The organism is Mycobacterium sp. Root265, assembly GCF_001428895.1.
Taxonomy (GTDB): Bacteria; Actinomycetota; Actinomycetes; order Mycobacteriales; family Mycobacteriaceae; genus Mycobacterium.
The window spans coordinates 125,723-138,193 of the sequence record NZ_LMJA01000032.1 but is presented as its reverse complement, the minus strand read 5'-3'; the positions used below and the strand labels follow the sequence as shown (position 1 = coordinate 138,193).

Annotated in this window: 13 protein-coding genes; 8 read left to right on the top strand and 5 right to left on the bottom strand. The window is 67.7% G+C overall.

Annotated features, from left to right (window positions below; all coding sequences use genetic code 11):
• Positions 1–43 precede the first annotated feature (43 nt).
• The 3 genes from ASE48_RS30130 to ASE48_RS30120 are packed head-to-tail and all read left to right on the top strand — an operon-like array spanning position 44 to position 2,730.
• Entirely contained in the window at positions 44–946 is a 903-nt protein-coding gene (locus ASE48_RS30130) for a LysR family transcriptional regulator (protein WP_200962304.1), read from the top strand.
• A gap of 13 nt (positions 947–959) precedes the next feature.
• Entirely contained in the window at positions 960–1,763 is an 804-nt protein-coding gene (locus ASE48_RS30125) for an alpha/beta fold hydrolase (protein ID WP_057170960.1), read from the top strand.
• Positions 1,744–2,730: a hypothetical protein gene (locus ASE48_RS30120; protein ID WP_057170872.1), complete on the top strand. Its 987-nt coding sequence runs from the start codon at positions 1,744–1,746 to the stop codon at positions 2,728–2,730. The genes ASE48_RS30125 and ASE48_RS30120 overlap by 20 nt, the downstream gene beginning before the upstream one ends.
• 5 nt (positions 2,731–2,735) lie before the next feature.
• Here ASE48_RS30120 and hsaB read toward each other — a convergent pair whose 3' ends face one another.
• From hsaB to hsaA, 4 genes are read right to left on the bottom strand one after another with little or no spacing between them, the layout of a single operon-like run.
• Entirely contained in the window at positions 2,736–3,302 is a 567-nt protein-coding gene (hsaB, locus tag ASE48_RS30115; protein WP_057170871.1) for a 3-hydroxy-9,10-secoandrosta-1,3,5(10)-triene-9,17-dione monooxygenase reductase subunit, read from the bottom strand.
• 2 nt (positions 3,303–3,304) lie between these two features.
• Positions 3,305–4,204 carry an iron-dependent extradiol dioxygenase HsaC gene (gene hsaC, locus ASE48_RS30110; protein WP_057170870.1) on the bottom strand — a complete coding sequence of 300 codons (900 nt, stop codon included), beginning with the start codon at positions 4,202–4,204 and terminating at the stop codon, positions 3,305–3,307.
• A gap of 13 nt (positions 4,205–4,217) precedes the next feature.
• Positions 4,218–5,090: a 4,5:9,10-diseco-3-hydroxy-5,9,17-trioxoandrosta-1(10),2-diene-4-oate hydrolase gene (gene hsaD / locus ASE48_RS30105; protein WP_057170869.1), complete on the bottom strand. Its 873-nt coding sequence runs from the start codon at positions 5,088–5,090 to the stop codon at positions 4,218–4,220.
• Between the two features lies 1 nt (position 5,091).
• A complete protein-coding gene (hsaA, locus tag ASE48_RS30100) occupies positions 5,092–6,276 on the bottom strand; it encodes a 3-hydroxy-9,10-secoandrosta-1,3,5(10)-triene-9,17-dione monooxygenase oxygenase subunit (RefSeq protein WP_057170959.1) in 1,185 nt (394 codons plus the stop codon).
• Positions 6,277–6,425: 149 nt separating this feature from the next.
• Here hsaA and ASE48_RS30095 point away from each other — a divergent pair, with 149 nt between their 5' ends.
• The 3 genes from ASE48_RS30095 to ASE48_RS30085 are packed head-to-tail and all read left to right on the top strand — an operon-like array spanning position 6,426 to position 8,767.
• The gene (locus ASE48_RS30095) at positions 6,426–7,481 is read left to right on the top strand and encodes a ferredoxin--NADP reductase (RefSeq protein ID WP_057170868.1); all 1,056 of its coding nucleotides are present in this window, start codon (positions 6,426–6,428) and stop codon (positions 7,479–7,481) included.
• A 60-nt stretch (positions 7,482–7,541) separates the two neighbouring features.
• On the top strand, positions 7,542–8,114 hold the full coding sequence (locus tag ASE48_RS30090; protein ID WP_235571733.1) for a hypothetical protein: 573 nt from the start codon (positions 7,542–7,544) through the stop codon (positions 8,112–8,114).
• Between the two features lie 14 nt (positions 8,115–8,128).
• Positions 8,129–8,767: a TetR/AcrR family transcriptional regulator gene (locus ASE48_RS30085; protein ID WP_057170958.1), complete on the top strand. Its 639-nt coding sequence runs from the start codon at positions 8,129–8,131 to the stop codon at positions 8,765–8,767.
• Here ASE48_RS30085 and ASE48_RS30080 read toward each other — a convergent pair.
• Complete coding sequence (locus tag ASE48_RS30080) at positions 8,727–10,850, bottom strand: acyl-CoA dehydrogenase (RefSeq protein ID WP_442928786.1); 2,124 nt, start codon at positions 10,848–10,850, stop codon at positions 8,727–8,729. The two genes, ASE48_RS30085 and ASE48_RS30080, sit on opposite strands and share 41 nt — an antisense overlap.
• Positions 10,851–11,100: 250 nt before the next feature.
• Here ASE48_RS30080 and kstR point away from each other — a divergent pair, with 250 nt between their 5' ends.
• Entirely contained in the window at positions 11,101–11,706 is a 606-nt protein-coding gene (kstR, locus tag ASE48_RS30075; RefSeq protein WP_162264296.1) for a cholesterol catabolism transcriptional regulator KstR, read from the top strand.
• Positions 11,703–12,464, top strand: coding sequence for a trehalose-phosphatase (gene otsB, locus ASE48_RS30070; RefSeq protein ID WP_057170864.1), 762 nt, complete (start codon positions 11,703–11,705; stop codon positions 12,462–12,464). The genes kstR and otsB overlap by 4 nt, the downstream gene beginning before the upstream one ends.
• Positions 12,465–12,471 lie beyond the last annotated feature (7 nt).

Here is a 12,471-nt window from a genome sequence, read left to right as displayed (position 1 = left end):
CACAATGGTCAGATCTGCAGTACATCTCTGCAAAAATGCAGATATGGGCCTGCCGAGTGCCGACGATTTGCTGATCCTGCTGGCGGTCGGGCGCACCGGACGCTACGTTCTCGCCGCCGAAACCCTCGGGCTCAACCACACCACCGTCTCGCGGCGCATCGCCGCATTGGAACAGACCATCGGCGCCCGGGTGCTGACCCGGGTGGGTGCGGTGTGGGAGCTGACCGATCGGGGTCGCGAGGTGCTGGCCGCCGCAGAGGCCGTCGAAGCCGCGGTGCAGTCGCTGGGCACGCCGTCCGGGGAGCAGCGCGACCTCGAAGGGGTGGTGCGGCTCTCGGCGACCGACGGTTTCAGTGCCTACATCGCCGCCCCGGCAGCCGCCGCGGTCCAGCGCCGCCATCCCGGGGTATCGGTGGAGATCATCGCCGCCACCCGGCGTGCCAGCCAGCAGCGCTCCAGCGTCGATATCGAGGTCGTGGTCGGCGAGCCCACCGTGCACCGGGCACAGGCGATCCGGCTGGGCGACTACTGCCTGGCCCTGTACGGCTCCCGGAGGTACCTGGCCGAGCACGGCACCCCCGGCGAGGTCGGCGCCCTCGCCGACCATCCGCTGGTCTACTTCATCGAGTCCATGCTGCAGGTCGATGAACTGGACCTTGCCACGAGTTTCGCCCCGAGCATGCGGCAGTCGGTCTCCTCGACCAATGTCTTCGTCCACGTCGAGGCGACGCGCGCCGCCGCCGGCCTGGGACTGCTGCCGTGCTTTCTGGCCGACCCGCACGACGATCTGGTCCGGGTGCTGCCCGACGCCGTCTCGGTGCAGCTGGCCTACTGGCTGGTGACCCGCGCCGAGACGCTGCGCCGACCCGAGGTGGCGGCGATCATCGACGCGATCCGGGATCGCATGATCGCTGAGCGTAATGCTCTGCTCGGCGGCCCGAGCTGAATATCGTGAGGCCATGCCCTTCCTGGAGACCGACACCGCCCGCGCGTACTACCGGCACTGGGCGGCCGCCGAACCCCGCGCCGCCGTCGTGTTCCTGCACGGCTTCGGCGAACACACCGGCGTGTACCACCGCTACGGGTTCGCGCTCAACGCCGCGGGTATCGACCTGTGGGCCGTCGACCAGCTGGGGCACGGGCTGAGCCCAGGTCCCCGTGGGGATTTCGGCACCCTGGCGGACAGCTCGGCGCTGGCCGAGGCGCTCACCGTCATCGTCGAGCGGGAGCGTCCGGAACTGCCGTTGATCGCGGCGGGCCATTCGTTCGGATCTGTCGTCACCGCGCTGCGGTTGGTGGAGCAGCCGGCGCGCTACCGCGCGGGCATCATCTCCGGAGCTCCGCTGGCGCCGGTGGCCGATCTGCTGGACGTCGACACCGCACTGGATCTCGATCCGGCCTGGCTGTCCGGTGACCCGTTCTACCTCGACGCGCTGGAGAACGACCCGCTGGCATTCGTCGAGGCGGACAGCGCGCCGCTGGCGCGCGCACTGTCCGCCGCCTGGGATCGGTTCGGTGCCGAGCTTCCGACGCTGACGGTCCCGACCCTGGCGGTACACGGCACCGGCGATCCCATCGCGCCCGTCGGGCCGGTGCGGGCCTACGCCGAACAGATCGAGGCCCTGCAGATCGCCGAGTTCCCCGGCGCCAAACACGACATCCTCAACGAAACAGTGCATCGAGATGTCGCCACGACCGTCATTGCCTTCATCGCAGCGACTCTGGGATGGCATTCTGTTCGCGATGGCACTCGGGCTGAATAAAGACACCAAACACACACTCGTCAAACTGCTGGCGGCGGTCGCGCTGATCGCGGTCATCCTCGGCGGTTTCGCGGCGTGCCTGTTCACCGTCCGCTCCACCGACGAGGCGACGGAGACGAACGCCGGGCCGGCGCTGCAAGGCAGCTTCAAGGTGGACATCGGCCCGACCGCCACCCCGGACGGTAAGCCGGTGGCCGGCACGGCCCGCACCGAGACCTGGGTGGCCCGCTCGACCTGCCGCGGCACCGAATGTGTTGCGACGGTGGCGGTGGTCGATCCGAAGAACCCGTCCGGACCGCCGTCGCTCTCCATGGTGTTCGACTACATCGACGGAGACTGGTTGACCGTGCGCGAGGCGCCCGACAAGTGCAAGGTCGGCGATGCCGAGGTCGATGTCACCGGATGGACTGTCATCTCGCTGCGGCCCCGCCTCGACGGATCGATGTCCGGTGAGTACACCTGGGCCACCGCACCGGCCCTGTGCGCCAGCAAGCGTGCCGTCAACCTGTCGCCCACCAGCGGAACCGGCACCGGTACCCAGGCGGCGGACCCTGCGGAGGAGCCGCCGCTGCGGGCCTCCCCCGGCGCGGCCCTGTGGGGCACCTACACCTACACCCAGACCTACCCGGCCACCGGCGAGGTGTTCCCGCCGCACGACTACCGCGCCACCACCCACTGCCTGCGCACCGGGGACCGTTGCGTGACGTTGATGTCGACGATCGACACCAACAACCTGTTCGTGATGCAGTACGGCGACCGCCGCTTCACCGCGAGCTTCCCAGAGGGTGATGCGCAGTGCACCGATGGAATCGGCAAGGTACGCCAGTCATCCCGCGATGAACTACCGCTGCCGCAGGGTCCGCAGAACCCGATCGCCACGCTGACCGGGAAGTCGTTCCAGGACTACACCGGAGACTGCCCGGCCCAGGTGGAACTGGACGTCCGGATACAGCGCACCGGGGACTAGCAGCCTCAGAGCCAGGTGTCCGATGTGGTCGCGGTGAGGAAGGCATCCAGATCGTCGCGCCACTGGGCCGGGGTGTTCTTGTCCGGTTCGATACCGGTGTACTCGCCGCGGTAGAACAGCAACGGGCGCGGCTTGAGAGCGGGCGGCTCCGACATCGACTGCACCGCGCCGAACACGACGAAGTGATCACCGCCGTCGTGCACCGAGGCCACCGTGCAGTCGATGTGGGCCAGGCTGCCGTCGATCACCGGCGATCCGAGTTCCGAAGGGCTCCAGTCGATCCCGGCGAACTTGTCCGGCGCCTTGGATCCGAACTGTGCCGAGACGTGCTGCTGGTTCTCGTGCAGCATGTTGACGCAGAACTTGCCGCTGGACTCGATGGCCTGCCAGGCCCGCGACTGCTTGGTGGGGCAGAACAGCACCAGCGGCGGATCCAGCGACAGCGCGGCGAAGGACTGACAGGCGAAACCGATCGGCACCCCGTCATGGACCGTGGTGATCACGGTGACACCGGTGCAGAACTGGCCGAGCACATGCCGGAAGGTACGCGGATCGATGGTCGCAGAACTCATGACTACTTGAAGCCGACGCTGAAGTCGTGGCCCCACAGACTGACCGCGGTGCTCTCCCGGGCCACCCAGCTGGTGTCCTCGACTTCGAGCCCCTCACAACCGAACTCGATGTCGAACCCGCCGGGGGTCTTGATGTAGAACGACAGCATCTTGTCGTTGGTGTGCCTGCCCAGGGTCGCCGACATCTTCACCTTGCGGCGCAGCGCGCGGTCCAGGCAGAGACCGACGTCATCGGACTCCTCGACCTCGACCATCAGATGCACGATGCCGGTCGGGTTGGGCATCGGCATGAAGGCCAGCGCATGGTGGCGTGGGTTGCACCCGTAGAAGCGCAGCCAGATCGGATCACCGTCGGCCGGGCGGCCCGCCAACTGCGGCGGCAGGCTCATCGAGTCGCGCAGCCGGAAGCCGAGCACATCCTGGTAGAACGCCTGTGCCGCAGCATCATCGTCACAGGTGAGCACCACGTGCCCGAGACCCTGCTCGGCGGTGACGAACTTGTGGCCGTACGGGCTGACGAACCGGCGCCCCAGGTACTGGGCACCGTGGAACGCCTCCAGCACGTTGCCCGCCGGATCGGTGAAACGGATCAGGCCCTCAACCCGCCGTTCGGAGCGCTCCTCGCGGGTGCCCTCGGCGAATTCGACGCCTGCCTTGGACAGCGTCTCGCGCAGCGCCTGCAGCGCCGGCGCGTCGGCGACCTCCCAGCCCGAGATCAGCAGCCGGTCCTGGTCGCCGGGCACGATCACCAGCCGGGCGGCCATCTCGTCCATGCGCAGGTACAGCGCACCGGGGGTGCTGCCGTCGCCTTCGACCATGCCGAGCACCTTGAGCGCGAACTCGCGCCACGCCGCGACATCGGTGGCTTCGATGCGCATGTATCCAAGAGCCTTGATGCTCATCGCGGTGCCCTTCCTAACTCAGGAAATCGATGGTGAGCTTGTTGAACTCGTCGAACTTCTCGACCTGAGCCCAGTGTCCACACTGTCCGAAAACGTGCAACTGCACGCGTGGGATCTGCTTGACCGCGACCAGTGCGCCGTCGAGCGGATTGACCCGGTCCTCACGACCCCAGATCAGCAGCACCGGCTGGCGTAGCTTGAAGACCTCGCGCCACATCATGCCGAGCTCGAAGTCCGGTCCCGCGAACGACTTACCCATCGCCCGGGTGGCGGCCAACGATTCCGGTGTGCTGGCGATGGCGAATCGCTCGTCGACGAGTTCCGGGGTGACCAGCTTCTGGTCGAACACCATGATGCGGATGAAGGCTTCGAGGTTCTCCCGCGTCGGCTCGTAGTTGAACTTCGCGAGCGCCTTGACGCCTTCGGTCGGATCCGGCGCGAACAGGTTGACGCTCAGGCCGCCGGGCCCCATCAGGATGAGCTTGCCTGCGCGGTCCGGGTAGTCCAGCGCGAACCGCACCGCGGTGCCCCCGCCGAGCGAATTGCCCAGCAGCGGAACGCGTCCCTGCACGCCGAGGCTGTCGAGCAGACCGAGCACCGCCTTGGCGCTGTACCGGTTGTACTGCTCGTGCTCGGTGTGCTTGTCGGACAGCCCGTAGCCGGGCTGGTCGATCGCGATGACGTGGAACTTCTCGGCGAGCACGGCGATGTTGCGGCCGAAGTTCGACCAGCTCGACGCGCCGGGACCACCGCCGTGCAGCAGCACGATGGTCTGAGCGGTCGGGTCACCCGCCTCGTGGTAGTGCAGCCGCATGGCCAGTTCCCCGGCTTGCACATCCGCGTATCGCGAGGTCGATTCGAACGTGATCTCTTGAACGGCAGTCATATCAGACCATCGTGTCCGCGGGCGGCAGTCCGAACTCGTTGTTGCCGAAGATCAGGTAGGCGCGCTCGGGCTCGTTGGCGGCGTGCACCCGCCCGGCGTGCGCGTCACGCCAGAACCGCTGCAACGGGGCGCCGGTGACCAGCGCGGTGGCGCCGGCCGACTCGAACAGCAGGTCGATCGAGGCGATGGAGCGGGCCGTGGCACGCACCTGGTCGCGACGGGCGCGGGCGCGCAGCTCGAACGGAATCTCCTTGCCCGCCTGCAGAAGTGCGTACTCGTCGCCGACATTGCCGATCAGCTGGCGCCAGGCGGCGTCGATATCGCTGGCCGCCTCGGCGATGCGGACCTTGGCGAAGGGGTCGTCCTTGGACTTCTCGCCGGCGAAGGCCGCACGTACCCGCTTGCCCTGGTGCTCGACATGGGCGGCGTAGGCGCCGTAGGCCATACCGACGATCGGCGCGGAGATGGTGGTGGGGTGCATGGTGCCCCACGGCATCTTGTAGACCGGCGCGGTGTTGTTCTCGTACCCGCCCGCGGAGCCGTCGTTCATCGCCTTGTAGGACAGGAAGCGGTGCGAGGGCACGAAGACGTCCTTGACGACCACGGTGTTGCTGCCGGTCCCCTTCAGGCCGACGACATGCCACACGTCGTCGATGGTGTATTCGGTGCGCGGGATCAGGAAGCTGCCGAAGTCGACCGGGCGGCCGTCCTTGATCACCGGGCCGCCGAGGAACGCCCAGGTGGCGTGCTCGCTGCCGGAGGACCACTGCCAGGCGCCGCTGACCAGGTAACCACCGTCGACGACGGTGCCAGCCCCCATCGGTGCGTACGAGGAGGACACCCGGACCGTCGGATCCTCGCCCCACACCTCGTCCTGGGCCTTCTGGTCGAACAGCGCGAGATGCCAGTTGTGCACACCGATGATCGAGCTGATCCAGCCGGTGGAACCGCAGGCGCTGGCGAGTCGGCGGACCGCCTCGTAGAAGTTCGTCGGGTCGGCCTGCAGGCCGCCCCACTGCTCGGGCTGGAGCAGTTTGAAGAAGCCGACCTCGTCGAGTTCGTTGATGGTTTCGTAGGACACCTGGCGCCGATCTTCGGCGGCCTGGGCCCGTTCCCGCAGCTTCGGCAACAGATCATCGATGCCGGCGAGCACCGCCTGCACGTCACGCTGTTCAATAGACGTCACTGAATTGCCTCCCGGATCGAGATCAAGCACTGGACAAAGATTAGAACACGTTACGATTTGTGTCGAGTAGCGTGCCGAATCATCGGCTGGACCTGCGCATGTTCTGTTTTGTAACATGTTCTAGTTATGAGGGAAATGAGGGCAGGGCTGTGACGGATGAGCCGCTCGGCAGCCATGTGCTGGAACTACAGGTGACCGAGGTCGTCGAGGAGACCGCCGACGCCCGCTCGCTGGTGTTCTCGATTCCGGACGGGAGTGACATTCCCGCGGACCGGCTTCGCTACTCACCCGGTCAGTTCCTGACCCTGCGGGTGCCCAGCGAGAAGACCGGGTCGGTGGCCCGCTGCTACTCGTTGTCGAGCGCGCCGGCGGTCGATGAGCATCTCACGGTCACCGTCAAACGGACCGCCGACGGCTACGCGTCGAACTGGTTGTGCGACAACGCCCACGCCGGGATGCGAATGCACGTGCTGGCTCCGTCGGGCACGTTCGTGCCGAAGAACCTGCACACTGATCTGTTGCTGCTGGCCGCCGGCAGCGGCATCACGCCGATGATGGCGATCTGCAAATCCGCACTCGCCGAGGGCAGCGGGAAGATCGTGCTGGTCTACGCCAACCGCGACGAGAACTCGGTGATCTTCTCCGCCGCATTGCGTGAGTTGGCGGCGGCACACCCGGACCGGTTGACGGTCATCCACTGGCTGGAAACCGTGCAGGGCCTGCCCAGCACCGACGCGCTGGCCACCCTGCTGCGGCCGTTCGCCGCGCACGAGGCATTCATCTGCGGGCCCGGCCCGTTCATGGCGGCCGCCGAGGCCGCATTGAAGACCGTCGACGCGAAGCACATCCACATCGAGGTCTTCAAATCGCTGGACTCGGACCCGTTCGCCGAGGTGGTCATCGAGATCGACGAGGACGACGACCGCGGGCCGGCGCAGGCCGTCGTCGAACTCGACGGCACCACCCACGAGATCGAGTGGCCGCGCAAGGCAAAGCTGCTCGACGTCCTGCTCAACAAGGGACTGGACGCCCCGTTCTCCTGCCGCGAGGGACACTGCGGGGCCTGCGCGGTGCTGATGCGCAAGGGCGATGTGGACATGGAGATCAATGACGTGCTCGAACCGTCGGATCTCGACGAAGGGCTGATCCTGGCGTGCCAGGCGCTGCCCACGTCGGATTCGGTGGAAGTCACCTACGACGAATAGCGCTCGGGCTAACATTCGCCCGGACCGGGAGGAACTGCCGTGAAGAGGATTCTTGGGCGCGTGGCGACGGGTCTGACGGCCGCGGCCGTGTGTGCCACCGCCGCGTTGACGGGTCCGGCCGTCGCCGGGGCCGCGACGAACTCCGGGATGTCGTCGATACCGGCGCCGGGCGGCACGCTCGAAGTGCACGCCACCGCCGACTGCGTGCAGGCGCAGGGGCGGTGCTTCTTCAACACCCAGATCAACCTGCTGACCCCGGAAGGGCCGATCGGCTTCCCGGGCGAGTTCTGGGCGCGGCAGACCATCACCGTGCGCAGCACCGATCGCAGTGTCTTCCAGGAAGTCAGCTACAGCGCACCGTCGGGCGCACCGCCGGAAAGCAAGGGCGCCAACATCAACAACGTCCTCTCCCGGTCCTTCAAGGCCGTCAGCGGTAACGAGATCTCGGTCACCTACTTCGGCGGTGGACCGCTCGAGCGTTTCCGCACCGACGGTACCGCCGTGCAAACCGACTGGGCCACCGGCAAACCCACGACCGAAGCCGGTTTCATCGTGTGTTCGAACGTTCAGGTCGTCTACTCCGGGGTGAACTTCACCACCCCGGCGGCGTGCGCGCAGACCACTTTCAGCTGACCTACGCTGGTGACATGGCACCCACCGACCGGTTCCGTGCCCGCAAGCAGCCCCGCCAGCAGCGCTCGGCTCAGACCCGTCGCGACATCCTGGATGCGGCTGCCCGCGTCTTCAGCGAGCACGGCTACGCCGCGGGCACCACGAACCGCATCGCCGCCGCGGCCGACGTGTCCATCGGCTCTCTGTATCAGTACTTTCCGAACAAGGACGCCATCCTCGCCGCGCTCAGTGAAGCGCACATCGACGCCGGCACCACGCTACTGACCGAGCGGCTGCGCGACGGCCTGCCCGCGGCGCTCGAGGATCTGGTGCGACTGTTCGTGCGCGCCGCCATCGACAATCACCGCGACGACCCCTCGCTGCACCGGGTCCTCTTCGAGGAGGCGCCCCGCTCGGCGGCGCTGCTGAACCGGTTGCACGACACCGAGGCCCGCGGTGTCGCCGGCGTCACCGAACTGCTGCGCCACCACCCCGAGGTCCGGGTCACCGACCCGGACTTCGCGGCCCGGCTGACCATCGCCACCGTCGAATCGTTGGTGCACCGGCTCATCGGGGCGCCGGTGGACACCGGGCAGCTCGAAGACGAGGTGGTCCGGCTGCTGACCAGTTATCTCAGCGCGGCAGTCCCAGCAGCCGCTCCCCCGCCAGCGTGAGCAGGATCTGCTCGGTGCCACCGGCGATGGACAGGCAACGGGTGTTCAGGAAGTAACGCACGTCCGGGGAATCCACGATGCCCGCGCCATCCAGGAAGTCCATCACCGTCTCGGCCAGACCCTGGCGATAGCGCACCCCGATCAGCTTGCGCACACTCGACGGCGCACCGGGATCGTTGCCGCCGACCGCCAACCGCGCGATCAGCTGGTCCAGCAGCGAACCCACCTGTGCCGCAATGATCAACGTCCCCAGCCGGTCGGCCTCCGCGCCGTCCAGCTCGCGGTCCCCGATCACCTCGAGCAGGTGCTCCATCCCCTTGTCGAGGGCGCCGCCGGTGGCGATCGCGACGCGCTCATTGGCCAGCGTCGTGCGCGCCAGCGGCCATCCGCCGTCGACCTCGCCGACCACCAGATCGTCGGGCACGAACAGGTCGTCGAAGAACACCTCGTTGAACAGGGCCTCGCCGGTGATCTCGCGCAGCGGCCGGATATCGATACCGGGCGAGTTCATCTCGACAAGGAAATAGGTGATGCCCTTGTGTTTCGGCACATCGGGATTGGTGCGCGCCAGGCAGATGCCCCAGTTCGCGCGGTGCGCATTCGAGGTCCACACCTTCTGCCCCGTCAACAGCCAACCACCCTCGGTACGAACGGCTTTCGTGCGCAGGGCGGCAAGGTCCGAACCGGCGCCCGGCTCGGAGAACAGCTGGCACCAGTACACGTCCCCGGTGAGGGTGCCCGGGATGAACCGGTCGATCAGTTCGGGGCTGCCCGCCGACAGGATGGTCGGCGCGGCCCACCAGCCGATCGAGATGTCCGGGCGCGCCACGCCCGCCGCGTTCAGTTCCTCGTCGATGACGAGTTGCTCGGCGGGCGTCGCGTCCCGGCCGTAGGGCTTGGGCCAGTGCGGCGCCAGCAGCCCCGACTCGGCCAGCGCCCGCTGGCGCTCGTCCTCGGGCAGCTCGGCGATCTTCGCTGCGGCAGCCGCGATTTCGGGGCGGATGGCGTCCGCATCGGCCACGTCCACATGCAGCTGCCTGCGGATACCGGCACGGGTCAGTTCGACGGTGCGGCGCAGCCACCGGGACTGCCCGCCGAGGAACTGCGCGACCGCGTAGGCCCGCCGCATGTAGAGATGCGCGTCATGCTCCCAGGTGATGCCGATACCGCCGAGCACCTGAATGCAGTCCCTGGCGTTCTTCTTGGCGGCATCGATGCCGATGGACGCGGCGACCGCGGCGGCGATCGACAGCTGTTCGGCATCATCTCCGGCGGCGGCCGATGCGGCGTCGGCGGCTGCGACCGCGGCCTGCTGACTGCGCAACAGCATCTCCGCGCACATGTGCTTGACGGCCTGGAAGCTGCCGATCGGCTTACCGAACTGCTCGCGCACCTTGGCGTACTCGTTGGCGGTGTCCAGCAGCCAGCGGGCCAGCCCCGCCGTCTCGGCCGCCAGCACGGTGGCGATCAGATCGGTGACCCGCTGGGCGGAGGCGCCGAGCACCTGGGCGGGGGCGCCGGTGAGCACCACGCGCGCCAGCGGCCGGGAGAAGTCGGTGGCCTCCAGGGGCTCGACCGTGACACCGTCGGCGGTGCCGTCGACCAGCAACCAACTGTCCGAGGCGGGCAGCACGAAAACACCGGCCGGGTCCGCACCCAGGACGAACGCCGCGGTGCCCGTCGCGGTGCCCGCGTCGAAGGAGATGCCGGAGGCGAACGCGATACCTGCGCTGCGCTCTCCGCCGGCGAGCGCCTCCAGCACGGCGGGATCGTCGACCACCAGGGTGGCCAGCGCCGTGGTGGCCAGCGGACCGGGCACCAGGGCTGCGGCGGCCTCGTCGACCATGGCCAGCAGATCCGCGACGGTGCTGCCCGCCCCGCCGAACTCTTCGGGGACCGCCACACCGAATGCCCCTAGTTGAGCGAAAGCGCTGTACGGCGCCCGCCAGGCATCGGGATCCCCGAGCTCCACATTGCGGGTCGCCTCGATCGCTCCGGAGCCCCCGGCCCAGCTACGCACCAGTTCACGGGCCGCGAACTCATCGGATGTGTCGGTCTGCACTGACAACACGGACACCGGCAACTCCTAGCCATTGGGTGAGAAGGCTCCGCTTCCCACTAGAACGTGTTCTAATAGTGCCAGCGCACGGACGTCAAGTCGACCACTGTCACGGCCGCGACGCGCCGTTGTGATCTGGAGCGGGGAGGTGAGCGATCAACAGCCGGCATGCGTATCGTTTTCCCCTTAAGCGCATCACGAAGGAGTTGTCCGCCACATGTCGTCGCCTGCACAACCCGGATCGGGTTCTGACTCACCCCGTCAGGTGATGGCCGTGGCCGTTCTCTCCGAATCCGAGCTCGGTTCCGAGGCGCAGCGCGAACGCCGCAAGCGCATCCTGGACGCCACCCTGGCCATCGCCTCAAAGGGCGGCTACGAGGCCGTCCAGATGCGGGCCGTCGCCGAGCGCGCCGATGTCGCCGTCGGGACCCTCTACCGCTACTTCCCGTCCAAGGTGCACCTGCTGGTGTCCGCGCTGGGCCGGGAGTTCGAACGTATCGACGCCAAGACCGACCGCGCCACCCTCACCGGCGGCACCCCGTACGAACGCCTGAACATCATGGTGGGACGCCTCAACCGGTCCATGCAGCGCAACCCGCTGCTCACCGAGGCCATGACCCGCGCCTTCGTCTTCGCCGACGCCTCGGCGGCCGGCGAGGTCGATCACGTCGGCAAGTTGATGGACTCCATGTTTGCCCGCGCGATGAGCGAAGGCGAGCCCACCGAGGATCAATTCCACATCGCGCGCGTCATCTCCGATGTGTGGCTGTCCAACCTGTTGGCCTGGCTGACACGGCGCGCATCGGCCACCGACGTGGCCAAACGGCTCGACCTGGCGGTCCGGCTGCTCATCGGCGACGGGGAACAACCTAAGGTGTGACCGTGCTTGATGCCGGTCTGCAGCGCGCCCTCACCGAGGCGGCGGCCACCCCGCGCCTGCTGGTCACCTCCGATTTCGACGGCACGTTATCGCCGATCGTCAACAACCCCGCAGACGCCCGGCCACTGCCCGAGGCGGCGGCAGCACTCGAAGAACTTGCCGGGCTGCCCGACACCGTCGTCGCCCTGATCTCCGGGCGGGCGCTGTCGGTGCTGCGCGAACTGTCCGGGATGTCGGATGCGGTGCAGGCGGTCGGCAGCCACGGCGCCGAGTTCGACACCGGATTCGCCCACCCGATCGACACCGCGCTGCTGACCCGAATCATCGACGAGCTCAACGTGATCGCCGCCGGGAGACCGGGCGTGACGGTGGAACCCAAGCTGGCCAGCGTGGCGCTGCATGTGCGCAACGCCTCGGAAGCCGACGGTGCGGCCGCGCTCGCGCTGGCCACCGCGGCGGCCGAGTCCTGGGATGCGCACACCACCGCGGGTAAGGCGGTGCTCGAGTTCGCGGTGATCGTCACCGACAAGGGCGAGGCCGTTGACATCCTGCGGAACCGTTGTGCGGCAACGGCAGTGGTCTTCCTCGGCGATGACGTCACCGACGAGAAGGCATTTCGGCGGATGCGCGACGGCGATATCGGCATCAAGATCGGGCCTGGTGAGACACTGGCCGGTTTCCGGGTGGACACCCCGGCAGATGTGGCGACGGTGCTGCGGTTCCTGGTCGATGCCCGATTGCCTGATCGGCAAGATTGATTGCTCT

Coding starts and splice junctions, on each gene's coding strand:
- ASE48_RS30130 (WP_200962304.1), top strand. CDS start 44: ATGGGCCTGCCGAGTGCCGACGATTTGCTGATCCTGCTGGCGGTCGGG.
- ASE48_RS30125 (WP_057170960.1), top strand. CDS start 960: ATGCCCTTCCTGGAGACCGACACCGCCCGCGCGTACTACCGGCACTGG.
- ASE48_RS30120 (WP_057170872.1), top strand. CDS start 1,744: ATGGCACTCGGGCTGAATAAAGACACCAAACACACACTCGTCAAACTG.
- hsaB (WP_057170871.1), bottom strand. CDS start 3,302: ATGAGTTCTGCGACCATCGATCCGCGTACCTTCCGGCATGTGCTCGGC.
- hsaC (WP_057170870.1), bottom strand. CDS start 4,204: ATGAGCATCAAGGCTCTTGGATACATGCGCATCGAAGCCACCGATGTC.
- hsaD (WP_057170869.1), bottom strand. CDS start 5,090: ATGACTGCCGTTCAAGAGATCACGTTCGAATCGACCTCGCGATACGCG.
- ASE48_RS30085 (WP_057170958.1), top strand. CDS start 8,129: ATGGCACCCACCGACCGGTTCCGTGCCCGCAAGCAGCCCCGCCAGCAG.